Source organism: Curtobacterium sp. PhB170, assembly GCF_003752345.1.
GTDB lineage: Bacteria > Actinomycetota > Actinomycetes > Actinomycetales > Microbacteriaceae > Curtobacterium.
Genome location: NZ_RJUM01000011.1, coordinates 256,470 through 269,741, shown reverse-complemented (window position 1 = coordinate 269,741; position 13,272 = coordinate 256,470). Strand labels below are relative to the sequence as shown.

The following is a 13,272-nucleotide window of genomic DNA, read 5'->3' as shown; positions in this document are numbered from 1 at the left end:
CCCCTGATGCTCCGCATCGCCGTGCCCAACAAGGGCTCCCTGTCCGAGACCGCGTCCGACATGCTGCGCGAGGCCGGGTACGCCGGACGCCGCGACCCGAAGGCGCTGCACCTGCTCGACGAGCGCAACGGCGTCGAGTTCTTCTTCCTCCGCCCGCGGGACATCGCGACCTACGTCGGCTCCGGCGCACTCGACGTCGGCATCACCGGCCGTGACCTGCTGCTCGACTCCGGTTCCGAGGCGCACGAGGTCGACGCGCTCGGCTTCGCCGACTCCACCTTCCGGTTCGCCGGCACGCCGGGCCGGTACAGCACGCTGCAGGACCTCGACGGCGTCCGGGTCGCGACGAGCTACCCGGGCCTGGTCGGCGACTTCCTCGCTCGCCACGGGGTGACGGCGACGCTCGTCAAGCTCGACGGGGCCGTCGAGAGCGCCGTGCGTCTCGGTGTCGCCGACGCCGTGGCCGACGTGGTCTCCACGGGCAGCACGCTGCGGCAGGCCGGCCTCGAGATCTTCGGTCCGGTCATCCTCGAGTCGACCGCACTGCTGGTGTCGACCGACGAGACGATCCCGGGCATCGACGTGCTCCGCCGTCGACTGCAGGGCGTGCTCGTCGCGCGCGGCTACGTCATGCTCGACTACGACATCCCCACCGCGCTGCTCGAGCAGGCGACCGCCGTCGCGTCCGGCATCGAGTCGCCGACGGTGTCGCCGCTGCACGGCCGCGACTGGTCCGCCGTGCGCGTGATGATCCCGCGCGACGACGCGAACCTGATCATGGACGCCCTGTACGACCTCGGGGCCCGCGCCATCCTCGTCAGCCCGATCCACGCGGCCCGGCTGTGACCGCGGCAGCCACGGCGCCGGGCGGCGTGGCCGTCCGCGTCATCCCGTGCCTCGACGTCAAGGGCGGCCGGGTCGTCAAGGGCGTGAACTTCCTCGACCTGCAGGACGCCGGTGACCCGGTCGAGCTCGCCGCGCGCTACTACGAGCAGGGTGCCGACGAGCTGACGTTCCTCGACGTCGGTGCCACGGTCGAGAACCGCGCCACGATGTACGACACGGTCACCCGCACCGCCGAGCAGGTGTTCATCCCGCTCACGGTGGGCGGCGGCGTCCGTTCCGTCGACGACGTGTCCCGCCTGCAGCAGTGCGGCGCGGACAAGATCGGCGTGAACAGCGCCGCGATCGCCCGGCCCGACCTCGTCGGCGAGATCGCCGACCGGTTCGGCGCGCAGGCCGTCGTGCTGTCGCTCGACGTCAAGCGCTCCGACCGGACCGCGTCCGGCTTCGTGGTCACCACGCACGGTGGCCGCACCGAGACCGACATCGACGCGATCGCCTGGGCGCGCGACGCCGTCGAGCGGGGTGCGGGGGAGCTGCTCGTCAACTCCATCGACGCGGACGGCACGAAGAACGGGTTCGACCTCGAACTCGTCGCCGCGGTGCGGTCGGTCGCGCGGGTCCCGGTCATCGCCTCGGGAGGCGCGGGTCGGGTCGAGCACTTCGCCCCCGCCGTCGACGCGGGTGCGGATGCCCTCCTCGCCGCGTCCGTCTTCCACCGTGGCGAGATGACGGTGGGCGACGTCAAGGCCGCGCTGCGCGCGACCGGCCACGCCGTCCGCTGAACCGCCGCCGCCCGCTGATCCGCCGCCGTAGGCTAGGAGTCTCATGACCGACAGCACCAGCACCGACACCGACGCGGTCCTCGACCGCGCACGTTTCGGTGCGGACGGGCTGCTCCCCGCCATCGTGCAGGAGGAGTCGTCGAAGGACGTCCTCATGCTCGGGTACATGGACCGGGAAGCGCTCCGCCGCACCCTCACCGAGGGGCGCGTGACCTTCTGGTCGCGGTCGCGGAACGAGTACTGGCGGAAGGGCGACACGTCGGGGCACGCGCAGTACGTGCGCGACGCGGCGTTCGACTGCGACGCCGACACCCTGCTCGTGACCGTGCAGCAGGTCGGGGCCGCATGCCACACCGGAGCGCACCGCTGCTTCGACGTCGATCCGCTCGCGCCCGTGACGGCGTCGGCGCCGACGGCCGCGACCGCGTCCGGGCCGACGGACGCGACCGCGTCTGCCCCGGCCGACACGGCAGTGGAGGCGACCCGATGACGACCGCGACGATCTCCGAAGCGCCGCACACGACCTCCCGGCCGGAATTCGACGCCCTGCTGAGCGACCACCGCGTCGTCCCGGTGGTGCGCGCGCTCTACGCCGACAGCGAGACGCCGGTGGGTGTCTACCGGAAGCTCGCCGACGGCCGGCCCGGGTCGTTCCTGCTGGAGTCCGCGGGCCAGGGCGGCCTCTGGTCGCGCTGGTCGTTCGTCGGTGTGCGCAGCTTCGGCGTCCTCACGCAGGAGGGCGACCGCGCCGCCTGGATCGACACCGGCATCGACGCCGAACGTGCGGTCGGCTCGCTCGACGGCGAACCGCTCGAGGTCCTGGCACGCCTGCACGAGCGCTGGGCCACCCCGCGGGTGCCCGGCTCCCCGCCGCTCGTCGGCGGGACGGTCGGGTTCATCGGGTGGGAGGCCGTGCGTCAGCTCGAGCACCTGCCGAACGTGCCGCCTGCCGACTTCGACGTGCCCGGACAGGCGCTGTCCTTCGTGTCCGAGCTGGTCGCGCTCGACCACCGCACGGGACTCGTCCTGCTCGTCGCGAGCGTGCTGAACGACGGCACCGACGACGCCGACACGCTCTGGTCCGACGCCCAGCGCCGCCTGGACCGCCTGCAGGCCGACCTCGTCCAGCCGAGCGTCGCGACCGTCGCCGAGGCGTTCGAGATCGCCGAGCCGACGCCGACGCACCGTTCCACGCCGGACGAGTACATGGCCGCGGTGGAGCGCTCGAAGGAGTTCATCCGCGACGGCGACGTGTTCCAGGTCGTGATCTCGCAGCGCTTCGACCACGAGGTGACCGCCGACCCGCTCGACGTGTACCGGGTCCTCCGGACGTTGAACCCGAGTCCGTACATGTACTTCCTGGCCCTGGCGGACACCGCCGACGAGCGGTACTGGATCGTCGGCGCCTCGCCCGAGGCCCTGGTGAAGGTGCAGTCCGGCCGCGCCATCACGCACCCGATCGCCGGGTCGCGTCCACGTGGTGCGACGCCGGAAGAGGACGTCCGCTTCGGTGACGACCTGCTCGATGACCCGAAGGAACGCGCCGAGCACCTGATGCTCGTCGACCTGGCTCGCAACGACCTGCAGAAGGTCTGCGAGCCCGGTACCGTCGCGGTCACCGAGTTCATGACGGTCGAGCGGTTCAGCCACATCATGCACCTGGTGTCGAGCGTCGAGGGTGCGGTGCGCCCGGGGATGTCCGCCATCGACGTGTTCCGGGCGACGTTCCCGGCCGGCACCCTGTCCGGTGCGCCGAAGCCCCGCGCGCTGGAGATCATCGACGAGCTCGAACCGGCGAAGCGCGGTGCCTACGCCGGGGTCGTCGGCTACTTCGACTTCGCCGGTGACGCGGACATCGCGATCGCGATCCGGACGGCCCTGATCAAGGACGGCGTGGCACGCGTGCAGGCCGGTGCCGGCCTGGTGGCGGACTCCGACCCCGCCACCGAGCACGAGGAGACCATCAACAAGGCGGCGGCACCCCTGCGGGCCGTCGCCACGGCGAACCGGATGCGCGAGGTGCGCTCGTGAAGCGCTCGCGCCCGATCGTCGTCGTCGCCGGACTGCTCGTCGCCGGCATCATCATGCTCGCGTGGACGCAGACCTGGTTCACCGTGGACCTGCACGCCGGTGCCGCCGTCACCTCGACGGTCGACGCCGACGGGGCCGCGGTCGTGCCGCAGTACACCGCCCTGGCGATCGCGAGCCTGGCCCTGTTCCTCGCGATGACGATCGCCGGCCGGGTGCTGCGCATCGTGCTCGCGTGCGTCGAGATCCTGCTCGGACTCGGCGTCGTGGTCAGCGGCATCACCGCACTCGGTGACCCGGTCGCCGCGGCGAAGGGCGCCGTCGGCGCGGTGGCCGGGGTCAGCGACCTGACAGCCGTGCGCCGCGTCGTGTCCGGCGTCGACGTGTCGCTCTGGCCGGCCGTCGGCATCGCCGGTGGCGTCCTCGCCGTCCTGCTCGGTGTCGTCGTCATCGTCGTGCAGCGTGCGTGGCCCGGTCCGAGCCGGAAGTACGGGGCAGCGACCGCCGGAGCCGCCGCCGACGCGCGTGCCGCAGCCCCGGTCGTGCGCGACGCCGTCGTGGACTGGGACGACCTCAGTGCTGGGGTCGACCCGACCGACGGCACGGTAGGATCGGATGGGCGTCGGTCGACCGACGACGCCGGAGCAGAACGAGGAGCACCGTGAGCAACACTGAGCCCGCAGAACTCGGCGAAGGCCACTCGCCGGCCGCCTGGACCGCCGTCGTGATCATGCTGATCGGATTCGCGGCAGGCACGCTGTTCTTCTGGTTCGACCAGCCGTGGGGCGTCTGGGTCTCCGCTGCCGTCGTCGTCATCGGTCTGGTCATCGGCGCGGTCATGGCGAAGGCCGGCTACGGCGTGAACGGCCCGAAGTACGTCGCCAAGCACCACGCCGAGTAGGACTCGCATGCCGAACGTGCTCGAGACCCTCGTCGCGGGCGCGCTCGAGGACGCCGCCGCCCGTCGCGTCGACCGCCCGTACTCGGACGTCGAACGCGACCTCGACCGGGTGGCGTCGCCGCTCGACGCCCTCGCGTTCCTCGCCCCGGGCGACCGGGTGAAGATCCTCGCCGAGGTCAAGCGCGCCAGCCCGTCCCGTGGCTCGATGGCCCCCATCGAGGACCCGGCCGCCCTCGCTGCCGACTACGAGCGCGGTGGCGCGTCGACGATCAGCGTCCTGACCGAGGGGCGCAAGTTCCTCGGCAGCCTCGCCGACCTCGAAGCCGTCAAGGCCCGCGTGGGCATCCCCGTGCTGCGCAAGGACTTCATCGCCGACCCGTACCAGGTCGTCGAGGCCCGGGCCGCCGGAGCCGACGTCGTGCTGCTCATCGTCGCCGCGCTCGAGCAGCAGCAGCTGGTCGAGCTCCACACGCTGGCCGAAGAACTCGGCATGCGCGTGCTGGTCGAGGCGCACTCCGCCGACGAGGTCTCCCGTGGCCTCGACGCCGGTGCGCGGATCCTCGGCGTCAACGCCCGCGACCTCACCGACTTCTCGCTCGACCGCGACCTGTTCGGATCGCTCGCCGACCGCATCCCCGACGGGGTCGTGCGTGTCGCCGAGTCCGCCGTCGCCGGTCCCGCCGACGTCGCCCACTACCGCGCAGCGGGTGCCGACGTCGTCCTGGTCGGGGAAGCGCTCGTCACGGGTGCCGACCCCGCCGCCACCCTCGCGTCGTTCATCGAGGCCGCCGACCGCGGCTGAACGTTCCACCCGTCCGACCACCGGCACCGCCGGTCGCGTCGGACTCGTCCCGGGAAGACCCATCGTGACCTCACTCCGCGACCTGCACGGCCCGTACTTCGGTGACTTCGGCGGACGCTTCGTCCCTGAGTCGCTCGTCCTCGCGCTCGACGAGCTCGAGGCCGCCTTCCGCACGGCCTGGGCGGACCCGGCCTTCCGTGCCGAGCTCGACGAGCTCCAGCGCGACTACACCGGCCGTCCGTCGATCATCACCGAGGTGCCGCGGTTCGCGAAGCACGCCGGTGGTGCCCGCGTGATCCTGAAGCGCGAGGACCTGAACCACACCGGGTCCCACAAGATCAACAACGTGCTCGGCCAGGCGCTCGTGGCCCGTCGGCTCGGCAAGACCCGCCTCATCGCGGAGACCGGTGCCGGCCAGCACGGTGTGGCCACGGCGACCGCTGCGGCGCTGTTCGGCATGGACTGCGTCGTGTACATGGGTGCCGTCGACACCGAGCGGCAGGCGCTCAACGTCGCCCGGATGCGCCTGCTCGGCGCCGAGGTGATCCCGGTCGAGACCGGGTCGCGCACGCTGAAGGACGCCATCAACGAGGCACTCCGCGACTGGGTGGCGAACGTGGACTCGACCCACTACCTGCTCGGCACGGTCGCCGGCCCGCACCCGTTCCCCGAGATGGTGCGCGAGTTCCACAAGGTGATCGGTGAAGAGGCCCGGCAGCAGGTCCTCGACCGCGTCGGGCGTCTCCCCGACGCCGTCGCCGCGTGCGTCGGTGGCGGCTCGAACGCGATGGGGATCTTCGAGGCGTTCCTCGACGACGAGTCCGTCGCGCTGCACGGCTTCGAGGCCGGTGGCGACGGCGTGGAGACCGGTCGGCACGCCGCAAGCATCACGCTCGGTCGCGAAGGCGTCCTGCAGGGCGCGAAGTCCTACCTGATGCAGGACGAGGACGGCCAGACCATCGAGAGCCACAGCATCTCCGCCGGGCTCGACTACCCGAGCGTCGGGCCGGAGCACGCGTACCTGGCGTCGATCGGTCGCGCGCAGTACGCGCCGATCACCGACACCGAGGCGATGGAGGCGTTCCGGCTGCTCAGCCAGACCGAGGGCATCATCCCGGCGATCGAGTCGTCGCACGCGCTCGCGGGTGCGATGAAGCTCGGCAAGGAGCTCGGCCCCGAGGCCGTCGTGCTCGTGAACCTGTCCGGCCGTGGCGACAAGGACGTGGCGTCCGCCAGTCGCTACTTCGGCATCCTCGACGAGAACGCGGTGCAGCTGTGACCACGAACCAGACCGTCGCCACGACGATCGACACCGCCAACGCCGAGCGTGCCGGGGCCGTCGTCGGCTACCTGCCCGCCGGGTACCCGGACGTGCAGACCAGCGTCGACGCTGCCGTCGCCCTCGCCGAGAACGGCGTGGACGTCATCGAGCTCGGCCTGCCGTACTCCGACCCCGTCATGGACGGCCCGGTCATCCAGCGTGCGGCCGAGGAGAGCCTGGCGAACGGCTTCCGGGTCGCGCAGGTCTTCGACGCCGTGCACCAGATCACCGAGCGCGCCGACGTGCCGGTGCTCGTGATGACGTACTGGAACCCGGTCCTCCGCTACGGCGTGGACCGCTTCGCCGACGACCTCGTCGCCGCCGGTGCCGCCGGGCTCATCACGCCCGACCTGATCCCGGACGAAGCCGCCGAGTGGATGGCCTCGTCGGAGCGGACCGGCCTGGACCGCGTGTTCCTCGCGGCACCGTCCTCGTCCGACGCCCGGATGCAGCAGGCGGTGCAGGCGAGCCGCGGGTTCGTCTACGCCGTCTCGACGATGGGCGTCACCGGAGCACGGGCAGGCGTCGACGTCGCTGCACGCACCGTGGTGTCGCGGCTCCGTGACGCCGGCGTCGCGCGCACCTGCGTGGGCCTCGGCATCTCGACGGCCGAGCAGGTCGCCGAGGTCCTGGAGTACGCCGACGGCGCGATCGTCGGCTCGGCGTTCGTCCGCGCACTGGCCGACCTCGGGGTGCAGGGGGTCGCCGACCGCGCGGCCGACCTCACCACCGGCGCCCGCCGCTCCTAGTCCAGTTCCTGGCGGGCCCACGACCCGCGCTACAGTGAGCGGGGCCGACGACACGTCGACACCGCGCCCCGTCAGTTCCGAAAGGCGACCGTTCCTCCATGCCCCTCCTGAGCATCCCGAGCCCGAGCACCGCCTGGCAGTACTTCGACCTGACCGCCTGGCTGCGCGACGTGTTCGGTTGGTCGCTGCCGCTCGACTTCCGCATCCACGCGTACGCGATCTGCATCCTCCTCGGGATCGTCGCCGCGGTCCTGCTCGCGAACCGCCGCCTCAACGCCCGCGGCGTCGAGCGCTGGATCATCATCGACATCGCGATCTGGGCGGTCCCCGCCGGCATCATCGGCGGTCGGCTCTTCCACGTGTTCACGCACGTGTCCGACTACTTCGGCCCCGGCATCGACCCGCTGTCCTTCCTGTACATCTGGGAGGGCGGGCTCGCGATCTTCGGCGCCCTGATCCTCGGGTCCGTCGGCGCCTGGATCGGCTGTCGCCAGGTCGGCCTGCGCTTCACGTCGTTCATCGATGCGGTGGTGCCCGGGGTGCTGCTCGCACAGGCGTTCGGTCGGCTCGGCAACTACTTCAACCACGAGCTCTTCGGCATGCCGACCAGCCTGCCGTGGGGCCTGCAGATCGAGTCGACGAACGCCGCGTTCCCGAAGGGCCTGCCCGAGGGCACGCTGTTCCACCCGACGTTCCTCTACGAGATCATCTGGAACGTCCTGGGCGTCGTCGTCATCCTGTTGCTCGACAAGAAGTTCCGGCTGCAGTGGGGCAAGGTCCTGTCGCTCTACCTGATCTGGTACGGCATCGGCCGCTCGGTGCTCGAGTCCATCCGCGTCGACACGAGCGAGACCTTCTTCGGTATCCGGACGAACGTGTGGATGTCGTTCGCGGCCATCCTGCTCGGGATCGTCATCTTCATCGTGCAGACCCGTCGACACACCGGCAAGGAGCCGAGCCCGTACCTGCCCGGTCGCGAGCCGCGTCCGAAGTCCGATGTAGACTCCGACGACACCTTCTCGGAGCACGAGGACGACGACGAACGCCTCGTCGCCCAGGGCTCCGGAGCGGTCACGACTCCCACTGACCGCGCTTAGGAGCACTCCTCCCCGCCACAAGCGGGGCACGGGCACCAGTCCCGCCCGTCTGGGCGGAACGCACCACCGGGCCACCGCTGTCCCTGTTCCACTTCCTCGTGAGGACGGTTCCCCCATGGCGCTCCAGCCACTCCAGCCCTCGGCACCGAAGTCCCTCGTGCCGCCGCACCGGCGGTTCTCGGCGGTCCCCGACGCCACCGGCATGTACGACCCGGCGAACGAGAAGGACGCCTGCGGTCTCGCGATGGTCGCGACGCTGCGCGGGACGCCCGGCCACGACATCGTCGACGCTGCACTCGGCGCCCTCCGCAACCTCGAGCACCGCGGTGCCGTCGGTTCGGACGCCGGCACGGGCGACGGCGCGGGCATCCTGTGCCAGGTGCCGGACGAGTTCCTGCGCACCGTGGTGCCGTTCGACCTGCCGGCGGCGGGGGAGTACGCGGTCGGCACGGCCTACCTGCCGACCGACGAGGGCGACCGGCACGCCGTCAAGGGCGCCGTCGAACGACTGGCGCGCGAAGAGGGCCTGAAGGTCCTCGGCTGGCGCGAGGTCCCGGTGCGCCCCGAGGTGCTCGGCACCCTGGCTCGTGCGGCCATGCCGGCGTTCGAGCAGCTGTTCGTCGCCTCGGTGCGCCACGACGTGCACGGCGCCTCGTGGAGCGGGATCGCCCTCGACCGCCAGACCTACCGGCTGCGCAAGCGCGCCGAGCACGCGAACGACCTGTACTTCATGTCGCTGTCGAGCCGCACCATGGTCTACAAGGGCATGGTCACGACGCTGCAGCTCGAGCCGTTCTACCCGGACCTCAGCGACGAGCGCTTCGCGTCGAAGCTCGCGATCGTGCACTCGCGCTACTCGACCAACACGTTCCCGTCGTGGCCGCTCGCCCAGCCCTTCCGGACGATCGCGCACAACGGTGAGATCAACACGGTGCGCGGCAACCGCAACTGGATGCGCGCACGCCAGTCGCAGCTCGAGAGCGAACTGCTCGGCGACGTGGCACCGCTGCTGCCGATCGTCAGCCCCGGTGCGAGCGACTCGGCGTCGTTCGACGAGGTGCTCGAGCTCCTCACCCTGACCGGCCGGACGCTGCCGCACGCGGTGTCGATGATGGTGCCGGAGGCCTGGGAGAACCAGATCGGGATGGACCCGGAGCTGCGGGCGTTCTACGAGTACCACTCGATGCTCATGGAGCCGTGGGACGGGCCCGCCGCCATCACCTTCACCGACGGTTCGCTCGTCGGCGCGACCCTCGACCGCAACGGGCTGCGTCCCGGGCGCTTCCTCGTCACCGACGACGGGCTCATCGTCATGGGGTCCGAGACCGGTGTCATCGACGTGCCCGCCGCGAAGGTCGTCCGCAAGGGCCGTCTGCGCCCCGGCCGGATGTTCCTGGTGGACACCGAGGCCGGCCGCATCATCGAGGACGACGAGGTCAAGCAGGGCCTGGCGGCCTCCGGCCCGTGGGGTGCGTGGCTCGACGAGGGCCGCATCAACCTGAACGACCTGCCCGACCGCGAGCACATCGTGCACACCCCGGCATCGGTCACCCGCCGCCAGCGTGCGTTCGGCTACACCGAGGAAGAAGTCCGTATCCTGCTCCGCCCGATGGCGCAGGTGGGCGCGGAGCCACTCGGAGCGATGGGGTCCGACACCCCGATCGCGGTGCTCTCGCAGCGCCCCCGGCTGCTGTTCGACTACTTCACACAGCAGTTCGCCCAGGTGACGAACCCGCCGCTCGACTCGATCCGCGAGCAGGTCATCACCTCGATGGGCATGGGCCTCGGTCCGGAGCGCAACCTGCTGTCGGCCGGTCCCGAGCACGCGAAGCAGATCACGCTCGACTTCCCGGTGATCGACAACGACCAGCTCGCCAAGGTGCAGCACTTCGAGACGGAGTCGGGTCGGCACCTGACCGTCACGATCAAGGGCCTGTACCGCGTCGACGCCGGCAAGAAGGCGATGCAGAAGCGCATCGCCGCCGTGTGCGACGAGGTCGACGCCGCCATCGAGTCGGGCAAGCAGTTCATCGTGTTGTCGGACCGCGACGGCAACGCCGAGCAGGCGCCCGTGCCGAGTCTGTTGCTGCTCGCTGCCGTGCACCACCACCTGATCCGCACCGAGCAGCGCATGAAGGTCGGCCTGATCGTCGAGGCCGGCGACGTGCGCGAGGTCCACCACGTGGCGTCCCTCATCGGGTACGGCGCGTCGGCGATCAACCCGTACCTCGCGATGGAGACCTGCGAGAACCTGGTCCGTGCTGGCATGATCACCGGGATCACCCCGGAACAGGCCGTCAAGAACGTGATCAAGGCGCTCGGCAAGGGCGTCCTGAAGATCATGTCGAAGATGGGCATCTCGACGGTGTCGAGCTACGCCGGCGCCCAGGCGTTCGAAGCCGTGGGGCTCAGCCAGGAGTTCGTCGACAAGTACTTCACCGGCACGTCGTCGATCCTCGGCGGGGTCGACATCGACGTCATCGCGAAGGAGAACGCCGAGCGGCACGCCCAGGCGTACCCGCAGGACGGCGCGGTCCTGTCGCACGAGCGGCTGCAGACCGGCGGCGAGTACCAGTGGCGTCGCGAAGGCCCCCCGCACCTGTTCAACCCGGACACCGTCTTCCGGCTGCAGCACGCCACCCGTGCCCGCCGCTACGACATCTTCCGTGAGTACTCGAGCGCCGTGGACGACCAGTCCGAGGAGCTCATGACGCTGCGCGGGCTGTTCCGCTTCAAGCACGGGGCGCGTAAGCCCGTCGCGCTCGACGAGGTCGAGTCGATCGAGTCGATCGTCAAGCGCTTCAACACCGGCGCGATGTCGTACGGCTCCATCTCGAAGGAAGCCCACGAGACGCTCGCGATCGCGATGAACCGCCTCGGTGGCCGCTCGAACACGGGCGAGGGCGGCGAGGACGTCGACCGGCTGCTCGACCCCGAGCGCCGCAGCGCGATCAAGCAGGTCGCCTCCGGGCGGTTCGGCGTGACGAGCATGTACCTCACCCACGCCACCGACATTCAGCTGAAGATGGCGCAGGGTGCGAAGCCCGGCGAGGGCGGCCAGCTGCCCCCGCAGAAGGTGTACCCGTGGGTCGCACGCACCCGGCACGCCACCGCCGGCGTCGGCCTCATCTCGCCGCCGCCGCACCACGACATCTACTCGATCGAGGACCTCAAGCAGCTGATCTTCGACGTGAAGCGCGCCAACCCGGCCGCCCGCGTCCACGTGAAGCTCGTGAGCCAGTCCGGCATCGGCGCGGTCGCGGCCGGCGTGACGAAGGCCCTGGCCGACGTCGTGCTCGTGTCCGGACACGACGGTGGCACGGGCGCGTCCCCGCTCAACTCGCTCAAGCACGCCGGCACCCCGTGGGAGATCGGCCTCGCCGAGACGCAGCAGACGCTCATGCTGAACGGCATGCGCGACCGCGTCGTCGTGCAGGTCGACGGTCAGATGAAGACCGGGCGCGACGTCGTCGTGGCAGCCCTGCTCGGCGCCGAGGAGTACGGCTTCGCCACCGCTCCGCTCGTCGTCGAGGGCTGCATCCTGATGCGCGTGTGCCACCTCGACACGTGTCCGGTGGGGGTCGCGACGCAGAACCCCGAGCTCCGCAAGCGCTTCTCCGGCAAGCCCGAGTTCGTCGTGAACTTCTTCGAGTTCATCGCGCAGGAAGTGCGCGAGCTCCTCGCCGAGCTCGGCTTCCGCACCCTCGACGAGGCGATCGGCCGGTCCGACGCCCTCGACGTCGACCGTGCCCTCGAGCACTGGAAGGCGTCAGGACTCGACCTCGAACCGGTCCTCGCAGGACCGCACTTCGAGGACGCCGAGCCGCGTCGCCACCAGCGTGAGCAGGACCACGAGCTCGAGCAGCACTTCGACGTGGGGCTGATCCAGCAGACCGCCGACGTGCTCGACCACGGCGGCTCGATCGCGCTCGACCTGCCCATCCGCAACACCGAACGCGCGGTCGGCACGATGCTCGGCCACGAGGTCACCAAGCGGCACGGCGAGCACGGGCTGCCCAGCGGCTCGATCGACGTCACGCTGCGCGGTTCCGCCGGGCAGTCGCTCGGCGCGTTCATGCCCGCCGGCATCACCCTGCGCCTCATCGGCGACAGCAACGACTACGTCGGCAAGGGCCTGTCCGGTGGCGAGATCATCGTGCGGCCGGACGCCGGCTCGGGCTTCGACCCGGCGGAGAACGTCATCGCCGGCAACGTGATCGGCTACGGCGCGACCCAGGGCAGCATGTTCATCCGCGGCATCGTGGGCGAGCGCTTCCTGGTGCGCAACTCGGGGGCGACCGCAGTGGTCGAGGGCGTGGGCGACCACGCGCTCGAGTACATGACTGGCGGGCTCGCGCTCATCCTGGGCGAGACCGGTCGGAACCTCGGCGCCGGCATGTCCGGTGGCACCGCGTACGTCCGTGGTCTGCGCGAGGAGCACGTCAACACCGATGCCCTCGCGACCGGTGAACTCCGACTCGAGGCGCTCGACAGCGCCGACGTCGAGATCGTCACCGACCTGCTCACCCGGCACGCCGAGGAGACCGGTTCGACGCTCGCGTCCGACCTGCTCGAGTCCGGCGACCTGGGCGACTTCGTCAAGGTGCTGCCGCGTGACTACGCGGCGGTGCTCGAGACCCGTCAGCGCGCCGTCGACGAGGGGCTCGACCCCGACGGCGACGTCGTGTGGAATCGAATCATGGAGGTGACCGGTGGCTGAGCGTCACGCACGTGTGGAACCGGCAG

Annotated in this window: 11 protein-coding genes; all 11 read left to right on the top strand. The window is 70.8% G+C overall.

What is annotated here, in order from left to right:
• Window positions 1–6: 6 nt before the first annotated feature.
• The gene (gene hisG, locus EDF40_RS12090; RefSeq protein ID WP_111083926.1) at window positions 7–846 is read left to right on the top strand and encodes an ATP phosphoribosyltransferase; all 840 of its coding nucleotides are present in this window, start codon (window positions 7–9) and stop codon (window positions 844–846) included.
• Entirely contained in the window at window positions 843–1,628 is a 786-nt protein-coding gene (hisF, locus tag EDF40_RS12085) for an imidazole glycerol phosphate synthase subunit HisF (RefSeq protein WP_243650048.1), read from the top strand. Before hisG ends, hisF begins: the two co-directional genes overlap by 4 nt.
• Before the next feature lie 43 nt (window positions 1,629–1,671).
• Complete coding sequence (gene hisI / locus EDF40_RS12080; protein ID WP_123339702.1) at window positions 1,672–2,118, top strand: phosphoribosyl-AMP cyclohydrolase; 447 nt, start codon at window positions 1,672–1,674, stop codon at window positions 2,116–2,118.
• Window positions 2,115–3,659: an anthranilate synthase component I gene (locus EDF40_RS12075; protein ID WP_123339701.1), complete on the top strand. Its 1,545-nt coding sequence runs from the start codon at window positions 2,115–2,117 to the stop codon at window positions 3,657–3,659. Before hisI ends, EDF40_RS12075 begins: the two co-directional genes overlap by 4 nt.
• Window positions 3,656–4,321 carry a Trp biosynthesis-associated membrane protein gene (locus EDF40_RS12070; RefSeq protein ID WP_123339700.1) on the top strand — a complete coding sequence of 222 codons (666 nt, stop codon included), beginning with the start codon at window positions 3,656–3,658 and terminating at the stop codon, window positions 4,319–4,321. The genes EDF40_RS12075 and EDF40_RS12070 overlap by 4 nt, the downstream gene beginning before the upstream one ends.
• A complete protein-coding gene (locus tag EDF40_RS19240) occupies window positions 4,318–4,557 on the top strand; it encodes an HGxxPAAW family protein (protein WP_159571188.1) in 240 nt (79 codons plus the stop codon). The genes EDF40_RS12070 and EDF40_RS19240 overlap by 4 nt, the downstream gene beginning before the upstream one ends.
• A 16-nt stretch (window positions 4,558–4,573) precedes the next feature.
• Window positions 4,574–5,359 carry an indole-3-glycerol phosphate synthase TrpC gene (gene trpC, locus EDF40_RS12060; protein WP_123339898.1) on the top strand — a complete coding sequence of 262 codons (786 nt, stop codon included), beginning with the start codon at window positions 4,574–4,576 and terminating at the stop codon, window positions 5,357–5,359.
• Window positions 5,360–5,423: 64 nt separating this feature from the next.
• Window positions 5,424–6,638: a tryptophan synthase subunit beta gene (gene trpB, locus EDF40_RS12055; protein WP_123339699.1), complete on the top strand. Its 1,215-nt coding sequence runs from the start codon at window positions 5,424–5,426 to the stop codon at window positions 6,636–6,638.
• Window positions 6,635–7,429 carry a tryptophan synthase subunit alpha gene (gene trpA / locus EDF40_RS12050; protein WP_123339698.1) on the top strand — a complete coding sequence of 265 codons (795 nt, stop codon included), beginning with the start codon at window positions 6,635–6,637 and terminating at the stop codon, window positions 7,427–7,429. The genes trpB and trpA overlap by 4 nt, the downstream gene beginning before the upstream one ends.
• Before the next feature lie 98 nt (window positions 7,430–7,527).
• A complete protein-coding gene (gene lgt / locus EDF40_RS12045; protein WP_185003005.1) occupies window positions 7,528–8,526 on the top strand; it encodes a prolipoprotein diacylglyceryl transferase in 999 nt (332 codons plus the stop codon).
• A 202-nt stretch (window positions 8,527–8,728) separates the two neighbouring features.
• Window positions 8,729–13,246 (top strand): glutamate synthase large subunit, encoded by a 4,518-nt coding sequence (gltB, locus tag EDF40_RS12040; protein ID WP_123339896.1) that lies wholly within the window; start codon window positions 8,729–8,731, stop codon window positions 13,244–13,246.
• Window positions 13,247–13,272 lie beyond the last annotated feature (26 nt).

Coding starts and splice junctions, on each gene's coding strand:
- hisG (WP_111083926.1), top strand. CDS start 7: ATGCTCCGCATCGCCGTGCCCAACAAGGGCTCCCTGTCCGAGACCGCG.
- hisI (WP_123339702.1), top strand. CDS start 1,672: ATGACCGACAGCACCAGCACCGACACCGACGCGGTCCTCGACCGCGCA.
- EDF40_RS12075 (WP_123339701.1), top strand. CDS start 2,115: ATGACGACCGCGACGATCTCCGAAGCGCCGCACACGACCTCCCGGCCG.
- lgt (WP_185003005.1), top strand. CDS start 7,528: ATGCCCCTCCTGAGCATCCCGAGCCCGAGCACCGCCTGGCAGTACTTC.
- gltB (WP_123339896.1), top strand. CDS start 8,729: ATGTACGACCCGGCGAACGAGAAGGACGCCTGCGGTCTCGCGATGGTC.